Here is a 13,252-nt window from a genome sequence, read left to right as displayed (position 1 = left end):
TCGGTTCGAAATCTCACCGAACCGCAGCGTTCGTTCCCTCGAGGGACATCGAGGACCACCCTCCGGCCGCGAGTCCCCTCGGCGTCCGCTCATCGCGGATCGCGGGCGACGCGGCCACGCGGAGTGACGTTCGACCCGCTGAGCGTCTCCGAACTGGAACCGGTCCGTCGGCGCTGTATCGAACGATCGTGAAGGTTTCGGGCCAAACCTATTCATCGCTCGAGTCCCTAGGTCGGGCGATGACTGACTCCGAGGACGACCCGCTCAAAGACCGAGTCGAGGCGTGGCTCACGCGCGAGATGCCGATCATCCAGATGCACGGGGGGACCAGCGCGGTCCGAAAGGCCGACCCCGACGACGGCGAGGTCATCATCGAACTCGGCGGCGGCTGCAAGGGATGCTCGGTCGGCGACATCACGACGAGCAACATCGAGGCCGAACTGATCACGTGGTCCGAGATCGACGAGGTCACGGTTCGCATTCCGGACGCCCGCGAGAGCCTCGGCGGCCCGGACCAGGCCGAGTCGATCATGGGGGTCGACCGCACCGAGGGTGGACGGGGCGACTGGGGCTCCTCGAACCCCGGCGAAGACCACCTCTGAGTCCGATCTCGAGCGGCCGTGGCGGCTGTTGACACGCCCGGAGAGTTTTGGGAAGTCCTATATCCTTTTACACGCCCATTACGGAGTCACAGAGTATGACGACGCCTGGACGCCCACAGTTCGGAGGTGACGACGATGGCTGACGTGCCCGAGCCCGAGTCCGACGAGGAGGAACCCGAGACCGACGGCGGCGTACGCGCCTACACCGTCCGCCTCGAGCTGGTCGACGAGCCCGGCGAGTTGCTCCGCGCGCTCGAGCCGATCTCGGCCAACGGCGGCAATCTCCTGAGCATCCACCACGAGCGCGGCAACATCACGCCGCGGGGCCACATCCCCGTCGAGGTCGACCTCGAGAGCCCGCCCGAGCGCTTCGACGGGATCGTCGACGCGCTGCGAGACGCCGGCATCAACGTGATTCAGGCCGGCGCGGAACACTACGGCGAGGAGCTCTCGGTCGTTTTAGTCGGGGACCTCGTCGAGACCGACCTCTCGGAGACGCTCTCCCGGGTCGAGAGCGAGGCCGACGCGGTCGTCAAGGACCTCTCGCTCGCGGCCCCCGAGGGGACGAACGCGACCGCGAGCGCGCGACTCCGGCTCGCGATCGACTCCGGCCGCGCCAAGCAGGTCTTCGAGGCGATCCGCGCGATCGGCACCGACAAGCAGCTGACCGTCGTCGAGCCGCTGCTCGGAGGTGAGGCCTGATGCGACTCGCTATCGTCGGGGCCGGCGACGTCGGTCGATCGGTCGCCGACCTCGCAGGTGAGTACGGTCACGAGGTCGTCGCGATCGCCGACTCGAGCGGCGCGTCGGTCGACGCCGACGGGATCGACGTCGAGGGCGCCCTCGAGCGCAAGGCTGGCGGTGAGTCCGTCGGCACCGCCGACCCCGCGACGCTCTTCGAGACCGACTACGACGTCCTCGTCGAGGCGACGCCGACGACGCTGGGCGACGCCGAGCCCGGCTTCACCCACGTCGAGCGCGCGCTCGAGACCGACCACCACGTCGTGTTAGCGAACAAGGGACCCGTCGCCGAGCGCTACGAGGAGCTGCGCGCGCTCGAGGCCGACAGCGCGGGCTCGATCCGCTTCGAGGCGACCGTCGGCGGCGCCATCCCGGTGCTGTCGACGATCGAGGACTGTACGCCCCAGGCGGTGACGGCGGCCCGAGGCGTGCTCAACGGCACCGCGAACTTCATCCTCACGCGCATGGCCGCGGAGGGGCTCGATTACGAGCACGTGCTCGCGGAGGCCCAGGACCTCGGCGTGGCGGAAGCCGATCCCACCTTCGACGTCGACGGCACCGACGCCGCGCTGAAGTTCGTCATCCTCGCGAACGTGCTGGCCGACGGCGGGTTCTCGCTCGAGGACGCGACCGTCGAGGGGATCCAGGACATTCCCGGCAGCGCGCTCGAGCTCGCGGCCGAGGACGGCCGAACGATCCGACTCATCGGCGAGGCCTCCCGCGATGGGGTCCGCGTCGGGCCACGGCTCGTTCCCGAGAACGGCGCGCTCGCGGTGACGGGGACGCGAAACATCGTCCAGCTCGAGACCAAACACGCGGGCAGCCTCCACAACAGCGGCCGGGGCGCGGGCGGTCCCGAGACCGCGACGGCGGTGCTGTCGGACGTCGGCCGACTCCCGGAGCTGTAGTCGCCGTCTGCGAGCCGCTGCATCCGGTATCGTCGGTCGACGGTGTTCGGCGGTTTGACTTCCCTCACCTCGACGCCGTCGTCCGGTAATCGAAACCGTGCGTACAAGGCACAAACCGCAAGCCGGCGTCGGGTTCGGTCGAATACGCTTTCGAAATGGTTTTAACCGCAACGAGCAAAAGATACCGACATAAGCGCCTTTGCGCGTGAGCTACAACAATGAGCGACAAACGACACCAGAACCTGGCCATCATCGGTCACGTTGACCACGGGAAGAGTACGCTCGTGGGACGCCTCCTCTACGAGACGGGGAGCGTACCAGAGCACGTCATTGAACAGCACCGCGAAGAAGCGGAAGAGAAGGGCAAAGGCGGCTTCGAGTTCGCCTACGTCATGGACAACCTCGCGGAGGAGCGAGAGCGCGGTGTCACTATCGACATCGCCCACCAGGAGTTCTCGACCGAAGAGTACGAGTTCACTATCGTTGACTGTCCTGGTCACCGCGACTTCGTCAAGAACATGATCACTGGCGCAAGCCAGGCCGACAACGCCGTCCTCGTCGTCGCTGCTGACGACGGCGTCGCACCCCAGACCCAGGAGCACGTCTTCCTGGCCCGCACCCTGGGTATCGACGAGCTGATCATCGGCGTCAACAAGATGGACGTCATCGACTACAAGGAGGACACCTTCGACGAGGTCGTCGAGGAAGTCAACCAGCTGCTCAAGCAGGTTCAGTTCCAGACCGACGGCGCCTCGTTCATCCCGATCTCGGCGTTCGAGGGCGACAACATCGCCGAAGCCTCCGAGAACACGTCGTGGTACGACGGTCGTACCCTGCTCGAGGCCCTGAACGACCTGCCGGAGCCGGAGCCACCGACGGACGCGCCGCTTCGACTCCCAATCCAGGACGTTTACACGATCTCCGGCATCGGTACCGTCCCAGTCGGACGTATCGAGACCGGTATCATGAACATCGGCGACGACGTCTCCTTCCAGCCCAGCGACGTGGGCGGCGAAGTGAAGACGATCGAGATGCACCACGAGGAGGTCCCCAAGGCCGAGCCCGGTGACAACGTCGGATTCAACGTCCGCGGCATCGGCAAGGACGACATCCGCCGCGGTGACGTCTGTGGCCCCGCCGAGGACCCGCCAAGCGTCGCCGAGACGTTCCAGGCCCAGGTCGTCGTCATGCAGCACCCCTCGGTCATCACGGCCGGCTACACGCCGGTCTTCCACGCCCACACGGCCCAGGTCGCCTGTACCATCGAATCCATCGACAAGAAGATGGACCCCGCAAGCGGCGAGGTCGCCGAGGAGAACCCCGACTTCATCCAGTCGGGTGACGCTGCTGTGGTCACCATCCGACCACAGAAGCCCCTCAGCATCGAGCCGTCCAGCAAGATTCCCGAACTCGGGAGCTTCGCCATCCGTGACATGGGTCAGACCATCGCGGCCGGCAAGGTCCTCGAGGTCAACGAATAAATGCAGCAGGCACGCGTTCGACTCGCGGGCACCAGTCCAGAGGATCTGGACGACATCTGTGACGACGTCCGCGAGATCGCGAGCAACACCGGCGTCAACCTGAGCGGTCCGATCCCGCTGCCGACGAAGACCCTCGAGGTGCCGACCCGGAAGTCGCCTGACGGCGAGGGCACCGCGACGTGGGAGCACTGGGAGATGCGCGTCCACAAGCGCCTGATCGATCTGGACGCCGACGAACGCGCACTCCGCCAGCTCATGCGCATCCAGGTGCCGAACGACGTTTCGATCGAGATCGTCCTCGAGGACTGATCTCGACCGCGGATTTTCCGTTTTTTCGCGCCCCGATAGCCACGGTGCTGTCACAGCAGGCGAGTGTAGGCCGCGTGAACTTTTACTAACGTAACCCATATCGGGAGTATGGTGACCCGCTCGCGCCGCAGCTCCGATACTGACTCCCGCTCCGGGAGTCCCATCCTCGAGGTGCTGGTGATCTTCGTGGTCGTGCTCGTCGCCCAGACCATCACCGCAGCTATCAGCGCCGGGTTGATGGCCGGGCTGTTCGTCCTCGGGCCGCCCCTGACCGTAAACCCCTGGACGATCATCACTAGCGTCTACGCCCACAGCGGGCTCGGCCACCTGCTCTCGAACAGCGTCGGGCTCGTGCTGTTCGGCTGGCCGATCGCCCGCGCGACGACGCGGCTGCGCTTTCACACGTTCTTCCTCGTGACGGGGGCGCTCGCCGGAATCACGCAGGTGGTGACGAGCAGCTTCTTCGCCTCGATCGGCGTCGGCGACCCGACCGCAGTGCTCGGCGCCAGCGGCGCGGTGTTCGCGCTGGCGGGCTACCTGATCGCCGGCAACCGCCTCTCGGATGCGTTCGCGTCGGTCGTCGAGATCCCCCGGTGGGCCGCCGTGGCCGTCTTCGTCGTCCTCGCGGCCGTGATCACGATCGCGACGGGCGCCCCCGGCGTCGCCCTGATCGCCCACTTCACGGGCTTCCTGCTCGGCCTGCTCGCTGGCCGGGCCGGCGTTCTGGACGTGGGCTCGCGGAGGGCTCGAGCTGGTTCGACGGCGTGATCGGGGTTGGGCTCGAGGTCGGTTGTGGGAGGTGGACTCGAAGGCCGTCGCGTGTGCTCGCGGCCCACGTCGTTTCCGAAACGCAAGCTACAAGTAGAAACCACGGGTAGAAACGGTCGCGGGCTCGTAGATCAGTGGTAGATCGCTTCCTTCGCAAGGAAGAGGCCCTGGGTTCAAATCCCAGCGAGTCCATGCTTCTTGCGCGGCTCAGAAGTCTAAAGACGGTTGTGCCCATCGACGAGACACGATCGAACGAGCGACCACGTTCTACGACTGTAATAGAACCAAGGCGATGGTGAACACCTACGGCGACATATCGCGCATCATCCGCGTTGCTCGCCGGATCCCCGAGCTCGGACACCTCACCTCGAGCAACGCTAAAACCTCTCCTGCCCGCTCACTCGAGCTCTACAAACTCATTCGAGCGAATATCCAACACCTTCTCGGACGGATAGTACCGCACGCCACACCCGTCCGCGGGCTCGTTCCCTCGGAGCCACCCCGACTCGAGGATCGTCACGCGTTCGAAGGTTCGGACCAGCGTCTCCCCCCGCCGATCGCCCCACTCGAGTTCGAATTCGACCTCGATACTCCCCGTTTTGCCGGTTCGGTGATCACCGTCGCCCATCGTCGTCCTCCTGCACCGCCGACACGTATCAATCCAAGGACACTGGCAAAACGGGCGGCAATCGCTCGAGTGCAGTCGTCGGCTCCGTTCGCGGGACGGCAGCGGCTCGAGGCTTGAGGACAGCGGGGACGGATCCCCGTGCTGGTGGGTGGAGGAGAGAACTACGTGTCTCTGACGCCGGGACCGTTCCCATCTCTGGTTGCGAGAATGATAAACGGTAGTTGCTTGTCAAATATTGCCAGCGTCTCCGACGCGCTCGAGGTGATTTCGACCGCCGTCAGCGCGTCGAGGCTGCCTCACAGTACTTGCGACCCTCGAGGATACGTCTCGATTCCGTACCGGCTCCGAAGCTCGTACCGTGAACTCCTCGAGCGATCCACAATGGGAACGACCGACGAGAGTTGCGGCGCTACCCGGATCCGTCCGCAAGCGAGACACGCCTCGAAGGCGCAGGACCCCAGAACGGTACGATTACGCGGGACTCGGCGACTGCACCCGCGAGAGGTAGGCGGTCAGGTCCGTCGTCGTCACGATACCGATGACGCCCTCCTCGTCGTCGACGACGGGAAGGTGGTGAAAGCCGTGTTCGACCATGAGATCCGCAGCGTCACGGATCCCCGCCTGGGCGTCGGTCGTAGTGACGTCCGTGGTCATGTACCGCGAAACGGAGGTCTCGGCTTTCGGCTGGCTCTCGGCGACGATGTCGACGAAGTCGGTCGTCGTCAGGATCCCCTCGAGCCGGTTCTCCTCGTCGACGACGATGACCGACCCGACTCCGTGATCACGCATTATCTCTCCCGCGTCCTCGACGAGCGTTTCCGGCGTTACCATCTGCAGATCGGTCGACATCACTCGCGCGACGAAAATATCGTCCATACGAGGCGATTGGTACTGTAACCCATAAGGGTTGGCCAACCGGACAACGCGTGCCGATCCGACGGCGCACATTTAAGTACGGAATCGGACATAGTCGGTACCGTTGATGCCTTCGCCGCCCCGCCTCTCCGGTTCCTGCAAACTTCTCCCCGGTCCCGAGAGCGACCCGCTCGCGGCCGCGGCCGAACTGTACGCGGAGCTGGCCCCACGCTACGGAGATCGGAACGTCCTCGTGCTCAAGCGACACCCGACAGGCCTCGACCGACTCGCCGAGGCGCTCGGCACCGACGACGCGCCCCGCTCGCCCCGCGTCGAGTCCCTCCCCGAACACGCCTCGAAGACGATCGAGGCGTACGATCCGACCCTCGACCGCCTCGAGTACGAGGAGCGGATCGAGCTGATCTCGCTGGTGATAGACGGCGCCAGCCGCGACGTTCCCGACTACCTCGAGCGCGCGGCCGACCGCGACGGGTTCGCCCGCGACGTCGGCCAGCTGCTGCTGGGCGCGACCCGCCAGCGGCTTCGGCTCGACGACCTCGAGGACCCCCACGACTGTCTGGCCTTCCTGTACGCGATGAACGACCGCTTCCACGAGGTGCTCGAGCAACGCGGGTACGTCGAACGGGCCGACGTGGTTCCGCGGGCGGTCTCCCTGCTCGAGGACGACGCGGACGGCGTTCGCGGGCGGGTCACCGACTCCTTCGACGCCGTCCTGGCCGTCGAGTTCGAGGAGTTCCGCCGGCTCGATCGGCGGTATCTCGCCGCCCTCACCGACGACGCCGAGCTGGTCTGTCTCGGCCAGCGCCACGCCAGCGTCGAGCGCACCGGGGTCGAGCCCGGAACCGTCGAGTCGATCGCGAGCGAGGCGGATCTCGAGATCGAGTCCTTCGAACCCAGCGACGAGGACGCTTCGCCTCACCGCGCGATCACGCGGTTTCTCGCGACCGGCGAGGCGCCGACGACCGACGGAGTCGGCGAGCCCGCGTCCGAGGCCGAGACCGGACGCGCCGAACAGATCCGCACCCGTACCGCCCGCGAGCAGGTCCGGGCCGTCGCCCGAGAGATCCAGGCTCTCCGGGATCGCCACGAGTGGTCCTACGACGAGTTCGCGGTCGCGGTCCCCCGGATCGAACGCGTCCCCGAGACCAGACGCCGGCTCCGCGAGGCCGGGATTCCGACGGCGACGATCGGCACACCCTCGCTCGCGGAAGACCCCGTCGTCAACGAGCTCTACGCGTTCGTCACCCTCCAGTCCCGCCGGGAGCGCGGCGCCCGCCCGCTCGAGGACGACGACGACTCGACGACCCGACTCCGCGCCCGCGTTCCGGAGTTCGACCGATCGCTGCTCGAGGCCTGCACGGATTCGAGCGTCGCGACCTCGCTCGAGCGCTGGATCGAGCGTACGGACCTCAAGGGACGGATCGCCCGCGAGGAGTCCTGGGTCGACGCCCGCGAACAGTTCGCGAGCGTCGAGCGCGTGCTCGAGATCGCCGGCTTCGTCGAGGAGACGGATCTGGTCGGCCCCGACTGGCGGGGGCTCCGGCGGATGCTCCGTCGAACGATCCGGTACGACGCACCCTACGTCCACGCGGTCGAGACCCGTCCGCCGACCGGGGGCGTCGCCGTCTGTGCGGCTGACGACCTGAAATACGACTCCCGGGAGGCCGTCTTCCTGCTCGACCTGCTCGACGATCACTACCCCGGCGACGGACACCTCACGCGGCTGTTCCCGCGGGCGTGGCTCGAGTCGATGCCGAACTACCCCGCCGTGACGGATCCCTCCCCGGAGACGGTCGCCCACACGTTCACGCCCGTCGCGGACCCGAGCGAGGTGACCGACCCCTTCGACGCCTACCACGCTCAGCGCTCGCGGCGTCGGCTCGCGCTGGCCACCCGCGCGGCCCGGTCGCGGCTGTACTGCTGTTCGTACGAGCGGGGTTCGGGCGGGCTCCGACGAACCTACGAGGAGTCGCGCTACCTGCAGCTCGTCGCCGACACACCGGGACTCTCTCTCGCGGACGCCGACGCCGACACGGCGCGGATCCGCGGCGAAGCGGCCGCGACCGAGGCGCTGCTCGCACAGCCTCGCGGGGAGCTCGAGCGCGTCCTCCGGGAGGCGAGCACCGGGGGGCAGGCCGACCTCGGCGAGACCGAGGAGCTGTTCGAGGAGATCGCCCTGCTGCTCGCCGACGACGATCTCGACCCCGTACTCGCGGAAGCGATCCGCTCGCAGTTCGAGTTCGCGGCGGGCGAGGTGATTCGCAATGAGTGAGCCGACGCTGACGGCCGACGGCCTCGAGACGTACCTGCACTGTCCCCGACGCTACGAGTTCGCACACGTTCACGGGCTCGAGGGCGAGACCGACGACGCCTCGCGCGATCGGGTCGACCTCCTTCGGGAGGCGATCTGTACGGCGCTGCGCTCCGGCGCGACCGATTGGGAGCGACTCGAGGAGATCGCCGAAAAGCGGCTCTCGGAGCTGTGGGCCGGCCACGACGAGCCGTTCCACTCGCGGAGCCAGCGGAACCACGAGCGGGCGGTTCTGGATGCGGTCCTCGAGGGATACCTCGAGGCGGTCGGCACCGACCACGCAGCCGGAATCGAGCGCCTCGAGGCGTCCGCGACCGAACTCGTCGGGCCCGCGCTTCCGCTCGCGAGCGCGCGGTCGCTGCCGGAGGAAAGCGACCGCGAACGGGTCCGGATCGACGCGACCGTCGACTACGTCACCCTCGAGGAGGCGAGCCTCGTCGGGGTCAACTTCGTCCCGACGCTCGCCCCGCTCGGACTACTGCGGTATCGCTCGGACTGGGAGGGCGACGTCGCCGCGCTGTTCGTCGACCACTTCGATTCCGGAAGTGAGGTCTTCGAACCGCGGGCGGTCGGCGCCCTGCTCGAGACGAGCGTCGTCGTCGACGGGCTCCGCCGGCTCCGGGAACGGCTCGACCTCGAGGCGAAGACCTGCCGGTACATGCAGGTTCCTCTCGCCGATCGGCACCGAACCGCGGTCAACTGGGTCCAAGATACCGTCGACGCAACTGTCGAGCCCACCGACCTCACCGACGTCTACATCGATCATCACACCTACGCGATGACGCACGAACACCGCAACGAGACGATCGACTCGCGGCTCGTCGACGTCGCGAGCGACGTCCTCTCGGGGTCGTTCGATCCGACCCCGCGGTGGGACGAGATCGCAACCGAGTCGTGTCCCGACTGCGAGTACGCCGTGGGCTGCCAGGACCGCCTCGCCGCGGAGGTGCGCTTCGATGGATAGCTCGACCCCGCCAGACGACTTCGAGGCGCTCGAGCCCCGCGGCAGCCAGCGAGCGGTCATCGAGAGCGATCGAGCCTGTACGTCCGTCGACGCGGGCGCCGGAACGGGGAAGACGACGACGATGCTCATGCGGATCGAGCGGGCGATCGAACGCGGCGCCGTCGATCCCGAGGACGTGCTCGTCGTCACCTTCGCCAACGAGGCCGCCGCGAGCATCCGCGAGGCCGTCGCCGAGCGCCTCGAGCCCGAGGTTGCGGCCGCGATCACCGTCTCGACGTATCACTCGCTGTGTCACCGGCTCGTCCGGGAGTACGCCTACTACCTCGGCTACTCCCCGGAGTTCGAGGTGGTGACCGAACGGAAGCGTCGCCGGATTGTCGGCCGGCTCCTCGCCGAACGGGAGTACGCGTTCGCGGCGACCAGCGTCGGCGACGGCTCGCCGACCGACCTGGCTGACGCGGTCGATCGCTTCGTGGCGACGATGAGCCGGGAGGACGTCACCCCCGACGACCTCCGGGCGCGGCTTCCCGAAACCCGAACCCTCGAGCTCTGCCAGGAATTCGTCCACTGGCTCGAGCGACGGGCCGAGGCGGAGCTCTCCTTCGACAACGAGGCGCTCCGGTACTTCAACCGGGAGGAACACCTCGACGCGGCCCGTGAGGGGCTCGTCGAGTACGGCACGCTCATCAGCTACTGCCGGGAGAAGATCGCCGAGGCGCCCGCGGCGTTCCGCGAGGACGACGTCGTCCGGGATATCGACGCCTACCTGCGGATCCTCCAGCGCTGTGTGACCAACGCCTACGAGGCGCTCTCCCTCGAGGAGCCGACGACGAAACAGCTGCCGCGGGCGCTGTTCGGCAACCGGATCGGCGGAACGGGAACCGAACGGATCGAACAGACCCCGTTCGGCCGGCTGAAACACTACGTCGAGTTCCTCCGGCTGGCCCGCCACTACACCGAGGTGTACGCCGACTACCACGCGACCCTCGAGCACGAGCGCTCGTTCGACTTCGACGAGCTGGTTCGCACCGCGACCGACCTGCTGACCGACGACGCCGTCGCCGACGAGATCACCGGCCAGTGGGAGCAGGTCTACTGCGACGAGTTCCAGGACACCGACGCGACGCAGTTCGAGCTCATTGCCGAACTCACCGACGGACCCGATCGGCCCGACCTGCTCGCGATCGGGGACAAGGACCAAGCGATATACGGCTGGCGGGGCACCGATCGCCGGGGACTCGACCGCCTCGCCGAGCGCTACGACGACCACGCGGGGATCGAACTCGAGCTCAACTTCCGGTCGCGCCAGGAGATCCTCGAGCTGACCAACCGCTGTGCGTACGCCGACGGCTCGAAGACGCTGCGCGAGGACGGTCGCGAGCCCGGAACCTACGACTGCGAGAACCCTTCGGATCGGGTCGTCAAAGTCGAGAGCGACGAGATCGACGACCCGACGGCCGAGCAGGTCGCGACCACCGTCTCGCGGCTGCTCAACGGCGCCTGCGAGAACGTTCCCGAACGATCGCTCGGGGATATCGCCGTGATCGTCCGGACCAACCGACACGCCCGCCTCGTCGCCGACGAGCTTCGCGACCGACAGATCCCCCACGAGATCTCGGGCTCGCCCCGGGGCGAGATCTCCCCCGGTATCCGGACGCTGCTGTCGTACCTCCGGGTGTTGGTCGAGCCCGACGCCGACGTCCACCTTCGCCGGGTGTTGCTCTACCGCTACCGGCTCCCCGAGACCGACCTCGCGACCCTCCAGAGCCGGTCGGGATCGCTGTATGACGCCGTCTTCGACGTCGACGCCGACGACCTCGAGGCGACGACCGAACTCGGGCGGGCCCGCACTCACCTCGAGCGCCTCGCGTCGCTCCGGGACGTCTACCCGCTGTCGGGACTGCTCACCAGGCTCCGCGACCTCACCCGTCTCGAGTGGTTCCTCACGAACGAGGAACGACGCCAGCTCGAGCGGATCGACCGCTTCGTCGAGCGCTACGACGCCGAGAGCGTGGTCCGCACGCTCTCGACGGAGTTCGTCGACGCTCTCGAGGCGACGCTGCGGGGCGGGAGCGCCGAACGCGACAGGGGAACCAGCTCGGACGATCGCGTCGACGTGATGACGGTCCACCAGGCGAAGGGCCTGGAGTTCGACACCGTTCTCGTCCCCTACCTCTCCGACGAGGAGTGGTGCGTCGAGCACGACTACGCCCGTCGCGCCCGCACCCGGCTGCTCGCGGCGACGCTCGAGGACGACGTCGCCTCGCCGCTGTGTGCCGACATCGCGGCCGAGACGGTCGGCGAGGAGTGGCGGGTGCTCCACGTCGCGCTCACGCGGGCGGAGAACCACCTGTTCGTCTTCGGGAGCGAGTACGACTACGACGGCGACGAGGGTGAGCTGGCGGTCTCCACCGCAGACGCCTGTCTCGATCCCGCCATCGAGTGGTCGGTCGCCGGCGAGCGCATGGAGCTGTGGTCGACCCTGTCCGAGAGCTTCGAGTCGGTCCGGGAGACCTATCCCCGTAGCGTGGTCGACCGAACCGACGAGCTCGCCGTCGCGGCCGACGAGCGCCCGGGGACGATCACCTACTACGCCGGCTACGAGGACCGGTCCGTCGAACCCCTCGAGACCCGAGAGGCGATCGAGACCGTCCACGAGCTCGGCCGGCTGCTGCGGAACGGAACGCTGCTTCCGGCGGCCGACGCCTCGAGCGGGGAGCCGTCGATCCGGGCGCCGAGGGAACGACGGGCCGGGGCGCTCTCGGCCGAGACGAGCCGGTTCCCGCTCGAGGCACTCTCCGGCGACGGCCGGCTCCCGGTCGCGATGCGCCACAGCTACACGGCCATGGAGAGCTACGAGGCCTGCGCTCGGAAACACTACCTCGAGCACGTCGTGCGGGCGATCGACGACCCGCTAACCAGCGAGGACGGAACCGACGAGTCGAGCGCGGCCCCGCGGGTCGTCGGCTCGGTGTTCCACGACGTCGCCGAGGAGGCCTTCCACCGCGGGTACGAGACGTGGGCCGACTGGCGCGAGGCCGCGGTCCGCCAGCTGACCGCCCGGGACCTGCTCGAACACCGCGAGGCGGTGCTGGCCTGCGTCGATCGATACTTCGAGGCGACCGCACCGGGGGTCGACTCGCCGATCGCCGACTGGGAGACGCTCGCGGCGGAGCTGCCGTTCGCTCTCGCCGACGTCGCCGGGATCGACGGCGACGTCGTCGGTTACGTCGACACGATCCGGCGACTGCCCGACTCCGCGGGCGGCGGGCTCGCGGTCCTCGACTACAAGGCGACCGCGACCCGGATCGACCCCGGAAAGGCGACCCAGCTCGCGCTGTACGCCCGCGCCTGCGACAGTCGATTCGACGAGCCGATCGCGGCCGTCGGCTACGTCTACGTCGGCGGCGTCGACGGCCCGCGGATCGACCTGTTCGAGCCCGAGGCGCTGCCGTCCTGGGAGTCGGTCCGCGAGACTCTCGAGGGCGTCGACGACCCCTCCTATCGGGAGACGACGCCCGGAGAGCACTGTCGTCACTGCGCCCACCGGTCGCTGGGCTGTGCGCCCGCGGAGTACGTGCCCGACGTCGCCGCGGACGACGACTGAGACGGACCGCTGTACCGACTTACCGGCGTGACTACGGAACGGCTCACGGTCACGTCG

The 13,252-nt window shown here is 67.8% G+C and carries 11 protein-coding genes, 1 tRNA gene and 1 pseudogene; 11 read left to right on the top strand and 2 right to left on the bottom strand.

The features are described from left to right. The first annotated feature begins 239 nt into the window (after positions 1–239). The 8 genes and pseudogenes from C491_RS00290 to C491_RS24335 all read left to right on the top strand — a co-directional run. The gene (locus C491_RS00290; protein WP_049891344.1) at positions 240–602 is read left to right on the top strand and encodes a NifU family protein; all 363 of its coding nucleotides are present in this window, start codon (positions 240–242) and stop codon (positions 600–602) included. Positions 603–737: 135 nt separating this feature from the next. After that, entirely contained in the window at positions 738–1,304 is a 567-nt protein-coding gene (locus C491_RS00285; protein ID WP_005552869.1) for a hypothetical protein, read from the top strand. Then, positions 1,304–2,251: a homoserine dehydrogenase gene (locus C491_RS00280; RefSeq protein WP_005552867.1), complete on the top strand. Its 948-nt coding sequence runs from the start codon at positions 1,304–1,306 to the stop codon at positions 2,249–2,251. The genes C491_RS00285 and C491_RS00280 overlap by 1 nt, the downstream gene beginning before the upstream one ends. A gap of 218 nt (positions 2,252–2,469) precedes the next feature. Beyond that, the gene (tuf, locus tag C491_RS00275) at positions 2,470–3,732 is read left to right on the top strand and encodes a translation elongation factor EF-1 subunit alpha (protein ID WP_005552866.1); all 1,263 of its coding nucleotides are present in this window, start codon (positions 2,470–2,472) and stop codon (positions 3,730–3,732) included. Beyond that, positions 3,733–4,041, top strand: coding sequence for a 30S ribosomal protein S10 (gene rpsJ / locus C491_RS00270; protein WP_005552865.1), 309 nt, complete (start codon positions 3,733–3,735; stop codon positions 4,039–4,041). A 108-nt stretch (positions 4,042–4,149) separates the two neighbouring features. After that, on the top strand, positions 4,150–4,809 hold the full coding sequence (locus C491_RS00265; protein WP_005552863.1) for a rhomboid family intramembrane serine protease: 660 nt from the start codon (positions 4,150–4,152) through the stop codon (positions 4,807–4,809). Between the two features lie 120 nt (positions 4,810–4,929). Further along, a tRNA-Ala gene (locus tag C491_RS00260) sits at positions 4,930–5,001 on the top strand. Positions 5,002–5,041: 40 nt separating this feature from the next. Further along, positions 5,042–5,143, top strand: a pseudogene (locus C491_RS24335) (DUF7692 domain-containing protein); the annotation flags it as partial. 63 nt (positions 5,144–5,206) lie between these two features. Here the strand turns inward: C491_RS24335 and C491_RS00255 are convergent. After that, a complete protein-coding gene (locus C491_RS00255) occupies positions 5,207–5,437 on the bottom strand; it encodes a hypothetical protein (RefSeq protein ID WP_005552862.1) in 231 nt (76 codons plus the stop codon). Between the two features lie 471 nt (positions 5,438–5,908). Then, entirely contained in the window at positions 5,909–6,313 is a 405-nt protein-coding gene (locus C491_RS00250; RefSeq protein WP_005552861.1) for a CBS domain-containing protein, read from the bottom strand. A 106-nt stretch (positions 6,314–6,419) separates the two neighbouring features. Here C491_RS00250 and C491_RS00245 point away from each other — a divergent pair, with 106 nt between their 5' ends. From C491_RS00245 to C491_RS00235, 3 genes are read left to right on the top strand one after another with little or no spacing between them, the layout of a single operon-like run. Then, a complete protein-coding gene (locus C491_RS00245; RefSeq protein WP_005552860.1) occupies positions 6,420–8,585 on the top strand; it encodes a PD-(D/E)XK nuclease family protein in 2,166 nt (721 codons plus the stop codon). Continuing rightward, the gene (locus C491_RS00240; RefSeq protein WP_005552859.1) at positions 8,578–9,588 is read left to right on the top strand and encodes a PD-(D/E)XK nuclease family protein; all 1,011 of its coding nucleotides are present in this window, start codon (positions 8,578–8,580) and stop codon (positions 9,586–9,588) included. The genes C491_RS00245 and C491_RS00240 overlap by 8 nt, the downstream gene beginning before the upstream one ends. After that, entirely contained in the window at positions 9,581–13,195 is a 3,615-nt protein-coding gene (locus tag C491_RS00235; protein WP_005552858.1) for a UvrD-helicase domain-containing protein, read from the top strand. The genes C491_RS00240 and C491_RS00235 overlap by 8 nt, the downstream gene beginning before the upstream one ends. The last annotated feature ends 57 nt before the right edge of the window (positions 13,196–13,252 follow it).

The organism is Natronococcus amylolyticus DSM 10524 (assembly GCF_000337675.1).
Taxonomy (GTDB): domain Archaea; phylum Halobacteriota; class Halobacteria; order Halobacteriales; family Natrialbaceae; genus Natronococcus; species Natronococcus amylolyticus.
The sequence above is the reverse complement of the archived record's forward strand: the minus strand, read 5'-3'. Positions and strand labels throughout refer to the sequence as shown.

Coding starts and splice junctions, on each gene's coding strand:
- C491_RS00290 (WP_049891344.1), top strand. CDS start 240: ATGACTGACTCCGAGGACGACCCGCTCAAAGACCGAGTCGAGGCGTGG.
- C491_RS00285 (WP_005552869.1), top strand. CDS start 738: ATGGCTGACGTGCCCGAGCCCGAGTCCGACGAGGAGGAACCCGAGACC.
- C491_RS00280 (WP_005552867.1), top strand. CDS start 1,304: ATGCGACTCGCTATCGTCGGGGCCGGCGACGTCGGTCGATCGGTCGCC.
- tuf (WP_005552866.1), top strand. CDS start 2,470: ATGAGCGACAAACGACACCAGAACCTGGCCATCATCGGTCACGTTGAC.
- rpsJ (WP_005552865.1), top strand. CDS start 3,733: ATGCAGCAGGCACGCGTTCGACTCGCGGGCACCAGTCCAGAGGATCTG.
- C491_RS00265 (WP_005552863.1), top strand. CDS start 4,150: ATGGTGACCCGCTCGCGCCGCAGCTCCGATACTGACTCCCGCTCCGGG.
- C491_RS00255 (WP_005552862.1), bottom strand. CDS start 5,437: ATGGGCGACGGTGATCACCGAACCGGCAAAACGGGGAGTATCGAGGTC.
- C491_RS00250 (WP_005552861.1), bottom strand. CDS start 6,313: ATGGACGATATTTTCGTCGCGCGAGTGATGTCGACCGATCTGCAGATG.
- C491_RS00245 (WP_005552860.1), top strand. CDS start 6,420: ATGCCTTCGCCGCCCCGCCTCTCCGGTTCCTGCAAACTTCTCCCCGGT.
- C491_RS00240 (WP_005552859.1), top strand. CDS start 8,578: ATGAGTGAGCCGACGCTGACGGCCGACGGCCTCGAGACGTACCTGCAC.
- C491_RS00235 (WP_005552858.1), top strand. CDS start 9,581: ATGGATAGCTCGACCCCGCCAGACGACTTCGAGGCGCTCGAGCCCCGC.